Here is a 15,016-nt window from a genome sequence, read left to right on the forward strand (position 1 = left end):
AAGACCATTACCTCTGACAATGGTAAAGAGTTTGCTCAGCATAAGAAGGTGAAACGAAAGCTCTTTACTTCCTTCTTCTTTGCCGATGCTTATGCGTCATGGCAGCGAGGAACCAACGAGAATACTAACGGCTTAATCAGAGAGTTCTTGCCTAAGGGTTGTGACTTTAGACAAGTCTCTGATAATGAGATACAGGACATTGAGAATAAACTAAACAACAGACCAAGAAAACGATTAGGGTTTAAAACGCCCAATCAGGTGTTCTATAATATAATTTAGCGTTGCACTTGGTGTGTTAATCTAAGATATAATTTAGCGTTGCACTTGGTGTGTTAATCTAAGTTTTAAATAATACGTGTGAACTAATATTATACTTTTGACAAAGTAGGTGGACATAATCTATATAGCTGGTTTTATGATCATAGGCCCAATAATCCTCACAGACCCGTTTGTCCCAAGCATTTTGTGTCATGCTCCATTCAATCCTGATGCCCACAATATACTCCTTTTTAATGGCAGAATGACTATGATTAGTGTCACATTTTTATAGTCATTATATCTATCGAACAAGTCGCACCCGTCATAGTTAGCCAGCTATTGAGCAGCAAGATGAGTCTATGACATAATAAAGCGTTAGTCAGCACAAAATAGTTTTTGACGGAAACTTAGTTATTGCCAACGAGTATTATTTTAACAGAAAAGTAGTCACTGGCAAGTATTTTTTACTTACCAATAAGGATTTTATTGTGATTTTATGTAATCTACCAGTGCTTTTAGCGGAAAGAAGGTTGCGAGTTGCAGATTTAGTAAGAATGACAGACATCAGCAAATCAACGCTTCATAGAATTTATAACGATGAGACAACTCGCATAGAATTCGATACCCTGAGTAAGTTGTGCCAGGTATTAAAAGTCAGCCCAGGGGATGTTTTAAAGTATGTTCCCGATGAGAATGAAGAGAACTAAGTTTTATAGGAAGGTCGACTGCTATAAGACGTTAACCTCCTCACCCAACTAAAATTGAAATTTTAAAATACTCTTTAGCCTTTATTTATCATAGGTTGGAGAGTATTTTTTTTGTCTAGAAAATGGTTATGGATTAATATTTCAGTTATCTAAACATAAGGATATGACAGCGATATTAAGGGCTTTACAATCGATAGGTTATAACATATTATAATTAATATAATTCACTATTAAGATAAATATAATGAATATTATTCATCTAAAACCTACTCAGAAGTTCTTAACTTTTGATAAAAGAAATTTGGTTATACATACAGATGCGCAAAAAGCATTGGCAGTTTGGCAGCAGTTTAGACCAAGAGTGGCAAGTATAAACATGACTAGATTGAATGATTACTATCGACCACCACTGCGTTTGGTAATTGATAAAAATGAGACTTACTATTTTTTCAATGAGTTTATGCGGATTGATAAAGTCATTCGAGAAGAGCCCAGCTTACGTCAGCCTTGTTTAGTTGCTGCTGAAAGTCTGAAAGATATTAAGCGCTTGGCTTGGAGTGAGGTTGTCGAGATGGCTTTCTCAAGAGGAATAAATCATCCTGAGTTTTTAAAGGCATTGAGCACTAGTGCGCCAAAAAGCATTATTTGTGAGCTTATGAATATTGATCGTTTAACCATAGAGAACTATTGTAGATTTGCTGGTATCAATCAAAGTGCTTATGAGTATCAGCAGGGCAAGGCGGTTAATGATGAGGTGATGTTGGGACTGCACAAAAACATGGATTGGATGGATGCCTCTTATGAGTCAAACTAAATTATTTGATGATGTGACTACTAGGCGAGTATTAGACAAGCTTATCCCTGTAGACTCGCCGCATCAGTTACAGATACGTCAGCTTGCGATTAATGTAATTAGTCTGGTAGCAGATGATGATATTGGTTTAGTGTTTTCGATACCGTATGACAATCTTAAAGGCTTTACTGATATAGACTGTGGAGATGTGATTAGACAAACCATTCGGCAAGGTAAAACAGTAGAGTGGGCGGTTACCTATATGCTGATTGTCTTTTATCAGGTGTATGGCGAAGTTGATATAAATAATAATGCTTGGCGATTTATGAGCGGCTATTTAAAAGTGATATTTATGATCACAGTACGCCACGACAAACACTTTGCCAAAATAGATAAGCTTGGTGTGCGTGTTCGTATGGCGCTAAGACCTTCTGATCCACAACGTGGCATTCTCGACCAGTTAATCAGCATTCACGATCAGTGCGATGGCCTATCCTCATTCTTATCTCATATCAGACAATATGAAGCAAGCGTCAAACAGGAAGAGGCAACAGGTGAAACAGCCAACCAATATCTTGGTAGTAAAATTGGTCAAATTAGGTTGGCTTATGAGGTAGCGATTGATAATAAGGCTTTTATTGGTAAAACCTATACTGAAAACACTAAACGAGTAAAGTCGGCTCAAACAGTCACCAAGACAGTGGCGCATATTGATGGTGAGCCATTACAAGAGATATTGTTTAGTACGAAGCAATCAAGAAAGCACAGTAACGTGGCAAGCGCTGAAAATATTTCTGATGACGATGAAGTACCATTGCTAGACAATGACTTTAAGCCCGCTATACAAATCGCTAAATCTTCTGAGCTACAGCAGTGGCGATTAAAAAATAATCATCAACATGCTAGGGGCTGTATAGAATTCATCTATTAGGACTGCTGATTGCTAAAATTGTTTCAGACTAGGCGTAAGTCGAAGGTAATGTCGAGACCTTAGCTAGATTTACAACAACGTCTGGGGCGATTTTAGCATCAGTCAAGGAACAGGACTATTTTTTACCACTTCCTAGCCAAAACTATCGCGCTTAGAATGACTAAACTTACTATTTTTGGCGTCGAATTGCCTAAAAAATAGTCTCTGTCAGTTCCATAGCTGAATTCTATACAGCCCCTAGTCGCAATCAATTTCATTTTCCCGCCAATCATCGTCAGATGAGTACTACTGGCTACCAAATGCTATTTGCTACGCTTTGGCAACGCTTTATTAGCGAAAATACAGAAGATAAGACTGGATATGCAGTATTACTGCTATCACTGCTAAGCGGTCTTAGTATTGATAGGGTTATTGCCGATTGGCAGTACAGTCGTAGCCAACGTCAGTATTTTATTTATGACCGTATCCGTAAGATAAGTTGCATTGCCATCACGATTGATGTGACCACCAATACTCGAAGTCATCTGCTTGGCCACAGACAAAGCTATGGCAGTACCTTTTATCGCGCACTGCCTGTTGCCTTGCAGGTCATGCTTGAGGATAAGCTTACTGTTTCATCCGATGAGATTAAATCGGCTCTTTCTTACGCTAAAAGCCAGCTTGACCTGCCAGCACTTAGTCCTCAGCATATTGAAGCGGGACTGCTTGTCATTATCAAAAACGAGTTTAAACAGCCACTACATGCTGATCTGATCACAGGTATTGATGTACGGCATAGCTCGGCACTGTATTACACCAGTATTAAAACATCAGAATTAGAGCATACTTATAAAAACGCCGTGCAGTTGTTATGTGCGTACTGTAATGACGAGCAAAAAGCGCTTTTGATAGATGAGTGCAGCGTACCGATGAATGGCAATAAAAACTACATTGGTAGTGACATGGCGCTTGAGACAAGTATTTGTAAAAAGTTCTTTGATCAAATAGCGACTAGTGCCGAGAGCTTTAATGAGAAGCTAAAATCCCACATGGATCGCTATATTGCGCAGTTCAATAGCTATAGCATTTGGCTATGGCATATTGTTATGATCCAAACCGGTATTCGCCCAGTCAAGCACGCACCAGGCTTGCTACACCAGTTTGACTTTAAGCGGCGCATGTTATGGGTATCTGACAAAGAAGAGCGTCATGCGCAGTCTGATGGCAGGCTCGTTCCTCTTAGCAATTTTTTGATAACGGCTATACAAAACTACATGACTTATATTAAACAATTTGCCGCCATCTATAATCCGTTATGTCCAGCAGCGCCTTATCCCATCAATGACATCTTGCAATCAGAACAACCCCTCATTCAAATTTACCAAAAAAATCCAAAAGGGTTTACTGCTATCACGCCAAGCCGAGTCCGCTACCAGTTGCAAGACTTTTTTAGTCATCAGGATAATTGGCTGCGTCATCAGCTTAGATCTATGCTCACAGGGCGCGTGCCCGACTATCTGATTTGCGCCCTTTACGGTCATGAGCATGCTGATCAGGAATTCATGCACCCGATGTCATCAAGCTCTATCAATCAGCTGCACCAGCTCAGTCCCCATTTAGATGCGATCGCTACAAACCTTCACTTAAAACAAATTGAGGTTCGTCTATATGGATAATATTAGCGCTCATAAACTGCGACAGCTTAATAGAGAAGAAGCTAAAAAAAGTATCAAGCGTGATGCTAAAGCCCTAATTAAAGAATATATCAATCAATATCCTATGCAATCGCCTTGTGAGCTGCAGCATCATTATGAAGCGATTAACCAGTTACTAGAGGAGAAGTTCGATACCGCTCAAAAATTTCAATTGGCGCGGCGCGGCTTTTTAGAGTTTATTCGTGATTATAATAAAGCTCACCAGATATACCTTGATGAGCCTGTGGTACCGATACTGGCAACTCGTGAGCGCTTGATCATTAACTATGATTGGTTTGTGAATGGACGCGCTGTGGCAGACAGTGGCGCAACAATGATAGAGGTTTGGCAACGAAAACGGCGCTTCTCAGTCAATGACTTAGTTGAGGGTTTATTGTATTGCAGCATCATATATGGCGGTATCAATGACATTGATGTGTTAAAAGCGCTGTATGATTGGATTTTTGATGAGCGCCGTATATATCAAATTAACATGCCAGCGACTGATAAAAAAAGCGGGATGGAGCGTTTGGCCGTGATAGCGCTTGGCGTACCTGATGATAATTATGGCTGCGCTGCTGATGAGAGTGAAAGTCTAAAGCGATTCGCTGATTATATTCCCGATGATATGAGCCTATGTTTTTTATACGCTCTAAAGGATAAAGAGTTAAACACTGCCAAGATAAAGCCATTTAATACCATAATCAACGATATCTCAAAAACGCTTAAACTTACCAATAAAGATAGTGAGCGCCCGCAGCACTCACTGCTTATCAAATACGCCAACAACCACTGGAGACAGCTAGAGGGGAGCCTGATTGATGGGGCGCTAGCCGTGGTGAAGCAAGGCGATATAAAAACAACAGATTTGCCTACTGATAAGCTTATTCGTTATAACCAAGAAGTCATCAATAAAAACCCTGAGCCACTTAAGTGGTCTGAGCTTTTTGATGCCAGCTATCAAGCATCGATAAAGTCGAACAGCCAAAGTAGTACCATAAATTATCCAAGTTTTAGTAAAAATCTGATCAAAGAGCTGCAAGATGCGCTGAAATTGACTAGAAACGCCGCTATTTCTACTATCACAACCTTAAAGACAGACACTAGCCAGCCTAATGCTGTGCGATTGCTTAGCTGGGCGTTATCATTACTGGATGATCATAGCATTAGACTGAATACCATCAGTAAATATGTGGGCTGCATCGGTCGTGATTGGCTTATGCTGACGATGGATGAGGATATTGATCAGTGGGAAGGTGCTGACTTTGAGGAAATATATGAGCAAATTATTCAAAGTAAAGTAAAAGACGGTCGCAAGTTTTCTGTACTGTGCAAGTCGTCAGAGTTTGATGATATGTTTAGTGGTATAGATGATGATGACAATGCTACTGGTAAAAAGCTATCTCATCTTAACTGCCTAAAAGATAGCCAGAAATTTACTTATGGCCGTCTGAGAGCATTTCACGATCATCAGCGTATGTACTTTGATGCTTCTTATGTGCATTTTCCCTGGGGTAATAACCGGCAAGTGGTCAAAGCTGAAATGATATCACCGCGCGTGTATAGAGCGATGAAAAGTTATATCCAAACATCAGAGTTAGAGATAGAACAAAAGCAGCTATGTTTTATTGTACTGGCACTTGCTTATCGAACAGGGATGCGTATTAATGAAATCATTGGTATTAAAGTTAACGATATTACAGATATAGGTGTCATCAATGGACAAGTGACTGAAGTGCCAAAAATAATCCTCAAACCTAACGGATATCGCCGCCTAAAAAGTAGTAGTGCCAAACGGGTGATACCGATAGATAGTCTTTTCAAGGGTGACGAGTTACAACAGTTCATTGCATTCTATTATCAACAAAAAAGATTAAAAAGAAATTATTTATTTTCACAAGGTTCAGGCGATCAGCCACTGCCGTCCGTATTCTTTAGTAATATGATGAAAATGATATGGGATAGACTGCTGATTACCCATGGGTTCACTTTTCATAGCTTGCGGCATACCGCGATTAGCCAACTGGCGCTGGTATTAAGCGGCTCGCCACTTGCGCGGGTGATGACAGATTATGATACAGCCCATAGCGACGCTATCGTTAGCGCTGTGCTTGCTAATAACAAAGAAAAGGGGATGTGGTTTGGATTAGCTAGCCTTGCTGGGCATCTAACGCCAGACACTACATTTGAATACTATATTCATACCGCTCATTTGCTGGCTGGGTGGCAGATGAGTAAGGCTAAGCTTGCTATGCCTATAACCGTATTTGAGATGGTGACAGGTATTGCTTATCAGACAGTGAATAGACAGGATGACAGGGCTTATGCTGCTAGCACTAAACAGGTACATCTTGATAAGATGCGTGGCTATTTAATCAGTAAGGTTGCTAACAAGAGTATTTTATTCGATGACAACAGAACATTAGCTAATACAGATTATGAGCAAAACACACTAAATGATGCAGTAGGTACCCAGCTATCTATATTTATTCATCCTAAAGTTTACGATGTCATTGCGCTGTTAGAAGAGCTGCAAAAAACAAGTGTTGATAAAAGAGCAGATCAGTTGGCAGAGATCGCACTTCGGCATGGTATCCATATTTATGAGGCTAGACAAATTTATAATAGGTCTAATCAGATTTTTATTGATGATAGATTACTGCTGAGTGCGCCCACGGGAAACAAAAACCAAGAAATTTTGGTTAAAACACTTGATCGTGCGTATCAGATGTCAATTGATGAGCCTACTAGACTGAAATTGTTTGCGGATATATTTGCAGATAAACACAACTCAAATACCTCATCTATCCATTTTGGAATTAAAGAGACGCAGCTTAAAATGCTACAGCAGTTCGTGACAGTAGGTTGTCAACTTATCGATGCCAGTCATTGGCAGATTAGGGCACATAGCGAGCAAGCAGTACGTGATTTTAAAAAAGAGCTAGGACTCGATAGCTCAATACGTGTTGGTGCTCGTGAGAGTTTTCATGGTTATGAAGTACGCGTAGTACAGAAAAAATGTAGACATTCTGATAAAAATTTAGCTGTAACAGATAATTATTATGCTTCGTCAGGACTTCTTAAATATGTAGGATACTTGCTGATGATACTCATCGAAAACTAGAGAGCCTTTTATAATTCTGAACGACTACTTTCTTTAATATAACTTGTAGTGGTTATTAATCTGGTTGACCTAAGTTGGTCATGTGAGTATTAATAAGTACATGAGTGAGGTGACAGATAGACAAGCTATACGGGGAAAGGGATAGGATCCTATTTCTGACTTGTATTGTTGAAAGGTTGTCACGGATGCTATTCTGTTGGAGAGTAATGTTTATAAGGGGTGTCACGTTGTCACGGCTATAAGAGCTATGGGGGCATAATAAGACTGAAGAGTTCTACGTAGTTAGATATTGAAGTTAACAATACCGACGAGCCCTCGCACCTCTGCTGGCACGCTATAAGGAACTTACTTAAGCTGAGACTATACTAGAGTAAACAAAAAGTTAAAACAAAGTACTCATCACGGTAAGAGATTTTGTTTTTTTAATGAATAAACAGTTAAGCTGTCGGCAAATATTTGCTATTATCTGCCGACAATTATTTAATAGATTGAGAGCTAGTATTATGAAGTCAAAGTGTACGTTATCCTTATTTGCTGTTAGTAGCATTATTGCATTTTCTGGTTGTGCTGAGAGTCAAACAATGGGCAGTACCGTAGCAAAAAGTATGGGTTCTTTGGTCACAGAAGTTGTAGGAGGTGCAGCAGAGGGGGTTAGGTTAGGTTTAGGTGGAGCACCTAAAGAGAATACTAAAACTGTTGCTACTTCCACAACAAGTAAGCCAGGGACTATACCAACTAGTGATATGGTCTATCGTTTTGGCTGGATGGAAGACGCTTGTACTGGCGATCAATTAGATTTTAAGCTTTTAAAAGGCCAGTCATTATCAGAAAGTATCAAAGGATCAAAAAACTATACTTACTTCATAAAGCCTAAATCACAATGGTCGCAAGAGCATCGCGACATTATCAAGGATGTAAAAATGGTTGAAGGGTCAGAATATATTGAGTATTACGTTGATTTTATAGACGGTATAAAATATCGTAATCAACCATTAGATAGATATATATTTAAATTTAGAGCCGAATCGTCAGGCGGTGAAGATGTTTTAAAATTTGCATCAAATGCAGATGTGGCAGCTATTTGGCCAAACTTTACTACCCGTACTATGGAATACTGGGGTGAAATGGCGGATAGAGGCGCAGTTTACAGTACTCAGAAAAATACTATTACGTGTCATTATGACTAAATATTAAACTGAACCTGCATGCAGTGTATTATTAATATTAAATATAATAATTTACATTGTGTTCATCCTTATTAGACATGACAGTTTGAATCACTATTCGTTTTAGGTAACCTACATAAGGTGATTACTGATAAGCCATTTCAAATATTCTACAAATCGAAGCTCGATCCTCTAATCATCTCATTATTAGAGGATCGAGCTTCGATTTGCCTTTAATATTAGCGTTCTTCTGTATTTACTCAGAATATTGAGTCTTCGGTAATAATAGAGAGGGGTATAGGGCAGGTGGTTTTAACGTGACACCGTGACAACTCATATATTGTATGGCTTCACAGGCTGTTTGTATGCGTGACAAGCCAGTTACTCGTTAATGTAAGTATTGAGTATTAAGCCACAAAGTTAAAGAGCTGTCACGATGTCACACTATAAGTACAGCAGTCAGCGTTTAAAATATCTTTCTCTATTCTAAGTTTATTAAATTCTCGTTTGAGCGTTTGAGCGTTTGAGCGTTTAACGTCGATACTAATGATACTTCGCTGTTCTTGAGTGCCTTGTATGTTATTTAAGGCATCCATATGCAATAATAGGCGATTTGTTTATAACCCTCTAAACTAATGGGGTAAACCGATGAATACTCGTAAGTATAAAATGTCATTTACCGCAGCTACTGTGTTACCTCGAGAGAGTGTAGTCATAGCGGATGAGTATCTAAAATTAAGTGACTGGCATTTAGTCAAAAAAAAAGTAGTCGATGAAAATTTATTACAAGCTAAAGCTGAAAGCTCACTTAAGCGTATAAGTCAGGAGCTTATAGGTCGTTTGAAAATGCTGTCATTAGAAGAAACTGAATGGTTAGTGAGGACAAATCGACAAGAGCAAATATATATATTATGGCTGGCAATATGTCGACGATATAAATTTATTGCTGAGTTTGCAATAGAAGTCTTACGTGAGCGGTTCATTACGCTTAAAGTGGATTTGACTCACGAAGATTTTGATGTTTTTTTTAATCATAAGTGTGATTGGTATAGTGAGCTCGATAATTTAAGTGAATCAACTAAGTATAAGCTACGTCAGGTTCTATTCAAAATGATGAGAGAGGTTGGTTTTTTGAACACTGATAACATCATTCAGGGAGTTATGCTGAGTACTACATTTTTAGATCATATAAAGAAAAACAATACAGATGAGATTAAATATTTTCCATCCTATTAAATATGTTTTTACTAGTTTATTGTCATAGTCAAGGCGCAATTGCATGTCTGTAAATAATAAAAAGTCTCTTAAATCTAAGTTTGATCACTTATTTGCTATCATCTCAGGTGAGCGGTTTCTAAAAATGCAGGGCCTTGGTAATGAGGTCCCATTTTTTATCTGCCCATTTAGCCCAAGAGACATGAGTCAGATGAATGACATTCAAACTCAGCTGGCAAGCAAACTGAGAGTTGAGGGTGTAGAAGTACTAACCATTAATTTATATGATTTATCTGTCGCCTTGCTTAAAGAGAGGGAGATATGGGATCAGATTATTGAACTGGAACAAAGCATCACTAAGGATGAATTAAAAGAGTTGTTACAGGGTGTTCTAGATCCAGAAGCCTACCTCATCCCAGCGATAGCTGAACAGCTTAAGACTTCAGATTTTGATGTTTTGTTTTTAACTGGGGTCGGTGAAGTTTTTCCGTATATACGCTCTCATAATGTTTTAAACAACTTGCAAAGTACAGCCAAGTATAAACCAACAGTCATCTTTTTCCCAGGTGCTTACTCATATTCTGCTGAGGCAGGCTCATCATTAGACCTATTTGATAAGTTGCATGATGACAAATATTATCGCGCATTCAATATATACCATTGTGAAGCATAGCTAAGAGACGATTATGACCATTTTAAAAGATATTTTCGCAAAAAAAGTCGATAGATCAATAGAGGGAGTTATTAAAGCTGATGATGATGCTAGCCTTGGTATTGAGCTTGAAGAGTATGTGCTAACAAATGAAGTGCAAAACCGACTCAGAGCCTTCTTGAGCGCATACAATGACTACAATGGTGCTAACGGTGTTTGGATATCAGGGTTTTTTGGGTCTGGTAAATCACATTTATTAAAAATGCTGGCGTTATTGCTTGAAAATAGACAGGTACAACTGGGTGGTGGTACTCAATCAGCGTTAGATTTGTTTTTACCTAAATGCCCTGAAAATGAGTTAGTGAATGGTGAGGATAAGGAAACACTTAAACAAAAGCTCAAAAAAGCAGTTGCGATTCCATCTAAAAGTATTTTGTTCAATATTGATCAAAAAGCAGATGTTATTAGTAAGACGCAAGTTGACGCGCTACTGGCTGTTTTTGTAAAAGTTTTCGATGAGATGTGTGGCTACTATGGAAAACAAGGTCATATTGCTCAGTTTGAACGCGACCTTGATAGCAGATCCTTGTATGAGGACTTTAAACAAGCGTATCGTGAGAGCTCAGGTAAAGAGTGGAATAAAGGAAGAGAACAGGCCATTCTTGAGTCATCTAATATCGCTAAAGCCTATAGCCAAGTGACTCATGAAAGTGAAGATATCGCAAAAGGTATACTAGAAAAGTACCGTGCTCAATATCATCTATCAATCGAGGATTTTGCTAAACAAGTCAATGAATATATAGAAAGGCAGATTAAACTAAATGACTTAGCTGATTTCAGGTTGAACTTCTTTGTTGATGAGGTTGGTCAGTACATCGCAGAGAATGTAAAGCTCATGACTAACCTACAAACGGTTGCAGAAAGCTTAGCAACTAAGTGTAAAGGCAGAGCATGGGTAATCGTCACTGCTCAAGAAGATATGGATAGTGTCGTAGGTGAAAGAGGAGGCCAACAAAGCAATGACTTCTCTAAGATTCAAGCCAGATTCGCTAATCGCATGAAGCTCACTAGCCAAGATGTGGCTGAGGTGATTCAAAAGCGCTTGCTTATCAAAAATAAAGCTGGCGAAGAGATTCTCTCTACCGTTTATCATGAACAAAAAAATAACTTTAAAACGCTGTTTGATTTTGCGAGTGAAAACCGAGCATACCAAAACTTTAAAAGTGAAGAGCACTTTGTCAATAGCTATCCATTTATACCTTACCAGTTTACGTTATTTCAAGCTGCTATCTCTAATCTGTCCAAGCATAATGCTTTTGAAGGTCAGCACAGTTCAGTTGGTGAGCGATCAATGCTGGGTGTGTTCCAACAAGTTATTATGAAAATAAGTGATAATCAAGTTGGTGAGTTAGCAACCTTTGATTTAATGTTCGAGGGTATTCGTACCGCTCTGAAATCTGATATTCAAAGCGCTATTTTAACGGCAGAATCGAACTTAGACAGTAACTTTGCTATTAGTGTTTTAAAAGCACTATTTTTAGTTAAGTACATTAAAGAATTTAAGCCAACTTTACATAATATATGTGTATTGATGCTTAACAGCTTTGATAAGGACATTGGTCAGCTGAAAAAGGAAATTGACCAAGCATTAAATTTATTAGAGAGTCAGACGTATATACGCCGCACAGGTGAGGTATATGAGTATTTAACGAACGAAGAAAAAGATATTGAGGAAGAGATCAAAAGTACGGATGTCGATACGGCAACGGTGGCAGATCATCTTCAACAGATTATATTTAATACAGTCATTAAAAACCGAAAAATTCGATACGATGCTAATGGCTTAGGTAATCAAGGTCAGGACTACTCTTTTTCAAATAAGCTTGATGATAAGCTATATGGACGAGAGTTTGAATTATCCATCAATGTCATAAGCCCATTTTATGAGCATTCAGAAAGCCATAGCGAGCTGGTTAGTAAGTCAGCACTTCATCCCGATGAGTTACTTGTGGCCATGCCGCCTGATGCTAGGCTTATGCACGAACTCATCATGTACAAACGGACAGAAAAATATATATCGCACAATAATACTACGGCTAAGCCGCTTTCAGTCAGTCGTATTCTTCAAGATAAAGGTCTACAAAACCGTGAACGTCTAAATGAATTAGAGACTCGTATTGAGGCGTTAATAGTAGACGCTACTTTACTTGTCGCCGGTAATGAAATAGCAGCAAATGCTTCAGATGCACAAAGCTGTATTAATAAAGGTTTTAATGAGCTTATCACTCAAGCGTATCCAAACTTACAAATGCTAAAAGGTGTATCTTATAAGGAAAGTGATGTCAGAGATGTATTGCAAGGTGCACAGCAAGGATCCTTAGATGGTGATATGAATCAGCTATCGGAACCGGAAGGTGATATTTTTGGTTACATCAACAGGAATAAGAGAAGTGGTTTACGCACTACTGGTAAATCCTTAGTCGAATACTATGAAAAAAAGCCCTATGGTTGGAGTCAGATAGCGACACTGTACACGCTGGCAGGCTTATGTGTGCGCAATAAAGTTGAAGTTCAAATTGATGGTAATTTGTTGGAATCAGATAAATTAGCAGATAGTCTGCTTAATGCTCGTAGCCGTGAAAACATGGTTTTAGAGCCACAGTTAGACTTTACGCCCTCACAGATACGTCAGCTAAAAGAGTTTTATCAAGGTTTTTTTGACTCTCCTCCAAGTAACACTGAGGCGAAAGCATTAGCGGTCGAAACCATCGAGAGCCTCAAAGAAAAGATTGTTAAGATTGAAGACCTTCTAAAAGCTATCAATAGCTATCCATTCCTTCGTGAGTTGGAACCAGCGATCAAGCAGCTTAGAGTATTAACGAAAGAGCCGTATTCATGGTTTTTGACACAGCTGAATGAAGATGTTGAGGATGAACTATTCAATGTCAAAGAAGATACGCTAGATCTGATTTTTGGATTTATGAATGGGTCTCAAAAAAAGATATATGACGATGCGAAAGCTTATTTAAGCCGCCATGAGTCGAACTTAAAGTATATCGATAGTACTGAAGCCAATGTCTTGAGTAGGAGTCTGGAGGATACTGCAATCTTTAAAGGAAATAAGATTTTGCAAGTAAAATCGCTTCTAGATACTCTCAAAGATCAAGTTCAATCAGCGTGTGAGCAGGCTCGACAAGATGCTATCGATGCTATTAATTTGATGCAATCACGTATGCAAAAAACAAAAGAATATGCCAAGTTACCAGAGGTTAGGCAAGCTGAGTTTGATGCGCCTTTCGTTAAAGCGGTACATTCAATCAAGGAAGCACACTTAATCGCTGTGATTAAAGATAGTCCTAATTACTTTGAAGAGCATACTTATTCTGCGTTATTACAGAAGATGGTGGCCTTAGTCACTCCGCGAACTATTTCTGTAGAGAATACCGTAAAAAGTACATACGAGCCTGATAGCAAAGTTGGCCAGCCAAACCTCACTGTTAAAACTAGTAATAGCATGACTGACAAGCATGAAGTAAAAGAGCCTGTCATGGAGAGCGTTACTTTAAATAAACTAAAGGTGCTTTATGAAAGTGCCTGGCTAGAGAGTGAAGAAGATGTGCAGCAGTATATAGAGGCCATGCGTCAAGTGATGCTTGAACAGATCCGTAAAGGTAAAAGGGTACAAATATAATGGAAACAGCCAATCTTAAAAAGTTTGCACAACAGGCTAGAGCTACACTACTTGAGCAGGTAAATACTAAACTAAGTTTTGTACTGGCGAAAGATAGCCTAGCGAGGCGTGAGCATCCTGCCTCAATAGCAGAACTGGAGGCGAAGATTGCTGAATTGGGTAAGCAACAGCTCATTGAACGAGTAGCTTATATTTGGTTCAATCGCTTCAGTGCCCTGCGCTACATGGATGTTAACCATTACACTCGTATTGGGGTTGTCTCGCCAGCAGAAGGCCAGACACAACCTGAAATCTTAGCAGAAGCTAAGATGGGACATATCGACGATAGAGAGATACCAGAAAAAATACAGCAGCATGTGCTGAGCTTACTAGACGGGACATTGCCAAGCGATGACCCACAAGCGGAGTCGTATCGACTGCTACTGGTAGCGACTTGTAATTATTGGCATAGCAATATGCCGTTCTTATTTCAGCGCATCGATGACTATACTCAGCTCTTGATGCCAGATAATTTATTATCTACCAGTTCTATCCTAGCGACTATGCGTGATGCGATGACTGCTGAGGTCTGTGAAGATGTAGAGGTAATAGGGTGGTTATATCAGTTTTATATTTCTGATAAAAAGGACGAGGTATTTGCAGGGCTTAAGAAAAACGAAAAGGTCACGCCAGAGAACATCCCTGCAGCCACTCAGCTGTTTACGCCACACTGGATTGTACGTTACTTAGTAGAGAACTCACTAGGCCGCTTTGTAGTGGCATAATAAAATTGGACAGCTTCTAAGAGGTTATAATAACCCAAAGAA

At 38.9% G+C, this 15,016-nt stretch carries 11 protein-coding genes; all 11 read left to right on the top strand.

Features of this window, described 5'->3' with window-relative positions; all coding sequences use genetic code 11:
* The coding region (locus EI161_RS09925) for an IS30 family transposase (protein WP_192524318.1) at positions 1-279 on the top strand (279 nt) is incomplete at its 5' end.
* A 467-nt stretch (positions 280-746) separates the two neighbouring features.
* Complete coding sequence (locus EI161_RS09930) at positions 747-965, top strand: helix-turn-helix domain-containing protein (protein ID WP_192529483.1); 219 nt, start codon at positions 747-749, stop codon at positions 963-965.
* Positions 966-1,209: 244 nt separating this feature from the next.
* The gene (locus tag EI161_RS09935) at positions 1,210-1,779 is read left to right on the top strand and encodes a hypothetical protein (protein ID WP_192529484.1); all 570 of its coding nucleotides are present in this window, start codon (positions 1,210-1,212) and stop codon (positions 1,777-1,779) included.
* Positions 1,766-2,689, top strand: a complete 924-nt coding sequence (locus EI161_RS09940) for a hypothetical protein (protein ID WP_192529485.1) — start codon at positions 1,766-1,768, stop codon at positions 2,687-2,689. Before EI161_RS09935 ends, EI161_RS09940 begins: the two co-directional genes overlap by 14 nt.
* A gap of 278 nt (positions 2,690-2,967) precedes the next feature.
* A complete protein-coding gene (locus tag EI161_RS09945; protein ID WP_192529486.1) occupies positions 2,968-4,344 on the top strand; it encodes a hypothetical protein in 1,377 nt (458 codons plus the stop codon).
* Positions 4,337-7,486 (top strand): tyrosine-type recombinase/integrase, encoded by a 3,150-nt coding sequence (locus tag EI161_RS09950; RefSeq protein ID WP_192529487.1) that lies wholly within the window; start codon positions 4,337-4,339, stop codon positions 7,484-7,486. Before EI161_RS09945 ends, EI161_RS09950 begins: the two co-directional genes overlap by 8 nt.
* Positions 7,487-7,911: 425 nt before the next feature.
* Positions 7,912-8,673: a hypothetical protein gene (locus tag EI161_RS09955; RefSeq protein ID WP_192529488.1), complete on the top strand. Its 762-nt coding sequence runs from the start codon at positions 7,912-7,914 to the stop codon at positions 8,671-8,673.
* A gap of 627 nt (positions 8,674-9,300) precedes the next feature.
* Positions 9,301-9,888: a DUF1819 family protein gene (locus tag EI161_RS09960; protein ID WP_192529489.1), complete on the top strand. Its 588-nt coding sequence runs from the start codon at positions 9,301-9,303 to the stop codon at positions 9,886-9,888.
* A 43-nt stretch (positions 9,889-9,931) separates the two neighbouring features.
* Positions 9,932-10,540, top strand: a complete 609-nt coding sequence (locus EI161_RS09965) for a DUF1788 domain-containing protein (RefSeq protein WP_192529490.1) — start codon at positions 9,932-9,934, stop codon at positions 10,538-10,540.
* A gap of 13 nt (positions 10,541-10,553) precedes the next feature.
* Positions 10,554-14,210: a BREX system P-loop protein BrxC gene (gene brxC, locus EI161_RS09970; protein WP_192529491.1), complete on the top strand. Its 3,657-nt coding sequence runs from the start codon at positions 10,554-10,556 to the stop codon at positions 14,208-14,210.
* Positions 14,210-14,974 carry a BREX-1 system adenine-specific DNA-methyltransferase PglX gene (locus EI161_RS09975; protein WP_225735328.1) on the top strand — a complete coding sequence of 255 codons (765 nt, stop codon included), beginning with the start codon at positions 14,210-14,212 and terminating at the stop codon, positions 14,972-14,974. Before brxC ends, EI161_RS09975 begins: the two co-directional genes overlap by 1 nt.
* Positions 14,975-15,016: the final 42 nt, after the last annotated feature.

Source organism: Psychrobacter sp. FME5, assembly GCF_014861375.1.
Classification (GTDB): Bacteria; Pseudomonadota; Gammaproteobacteria; order Pseudomonadales; family Moraxellaceae; genus Psychrobacter.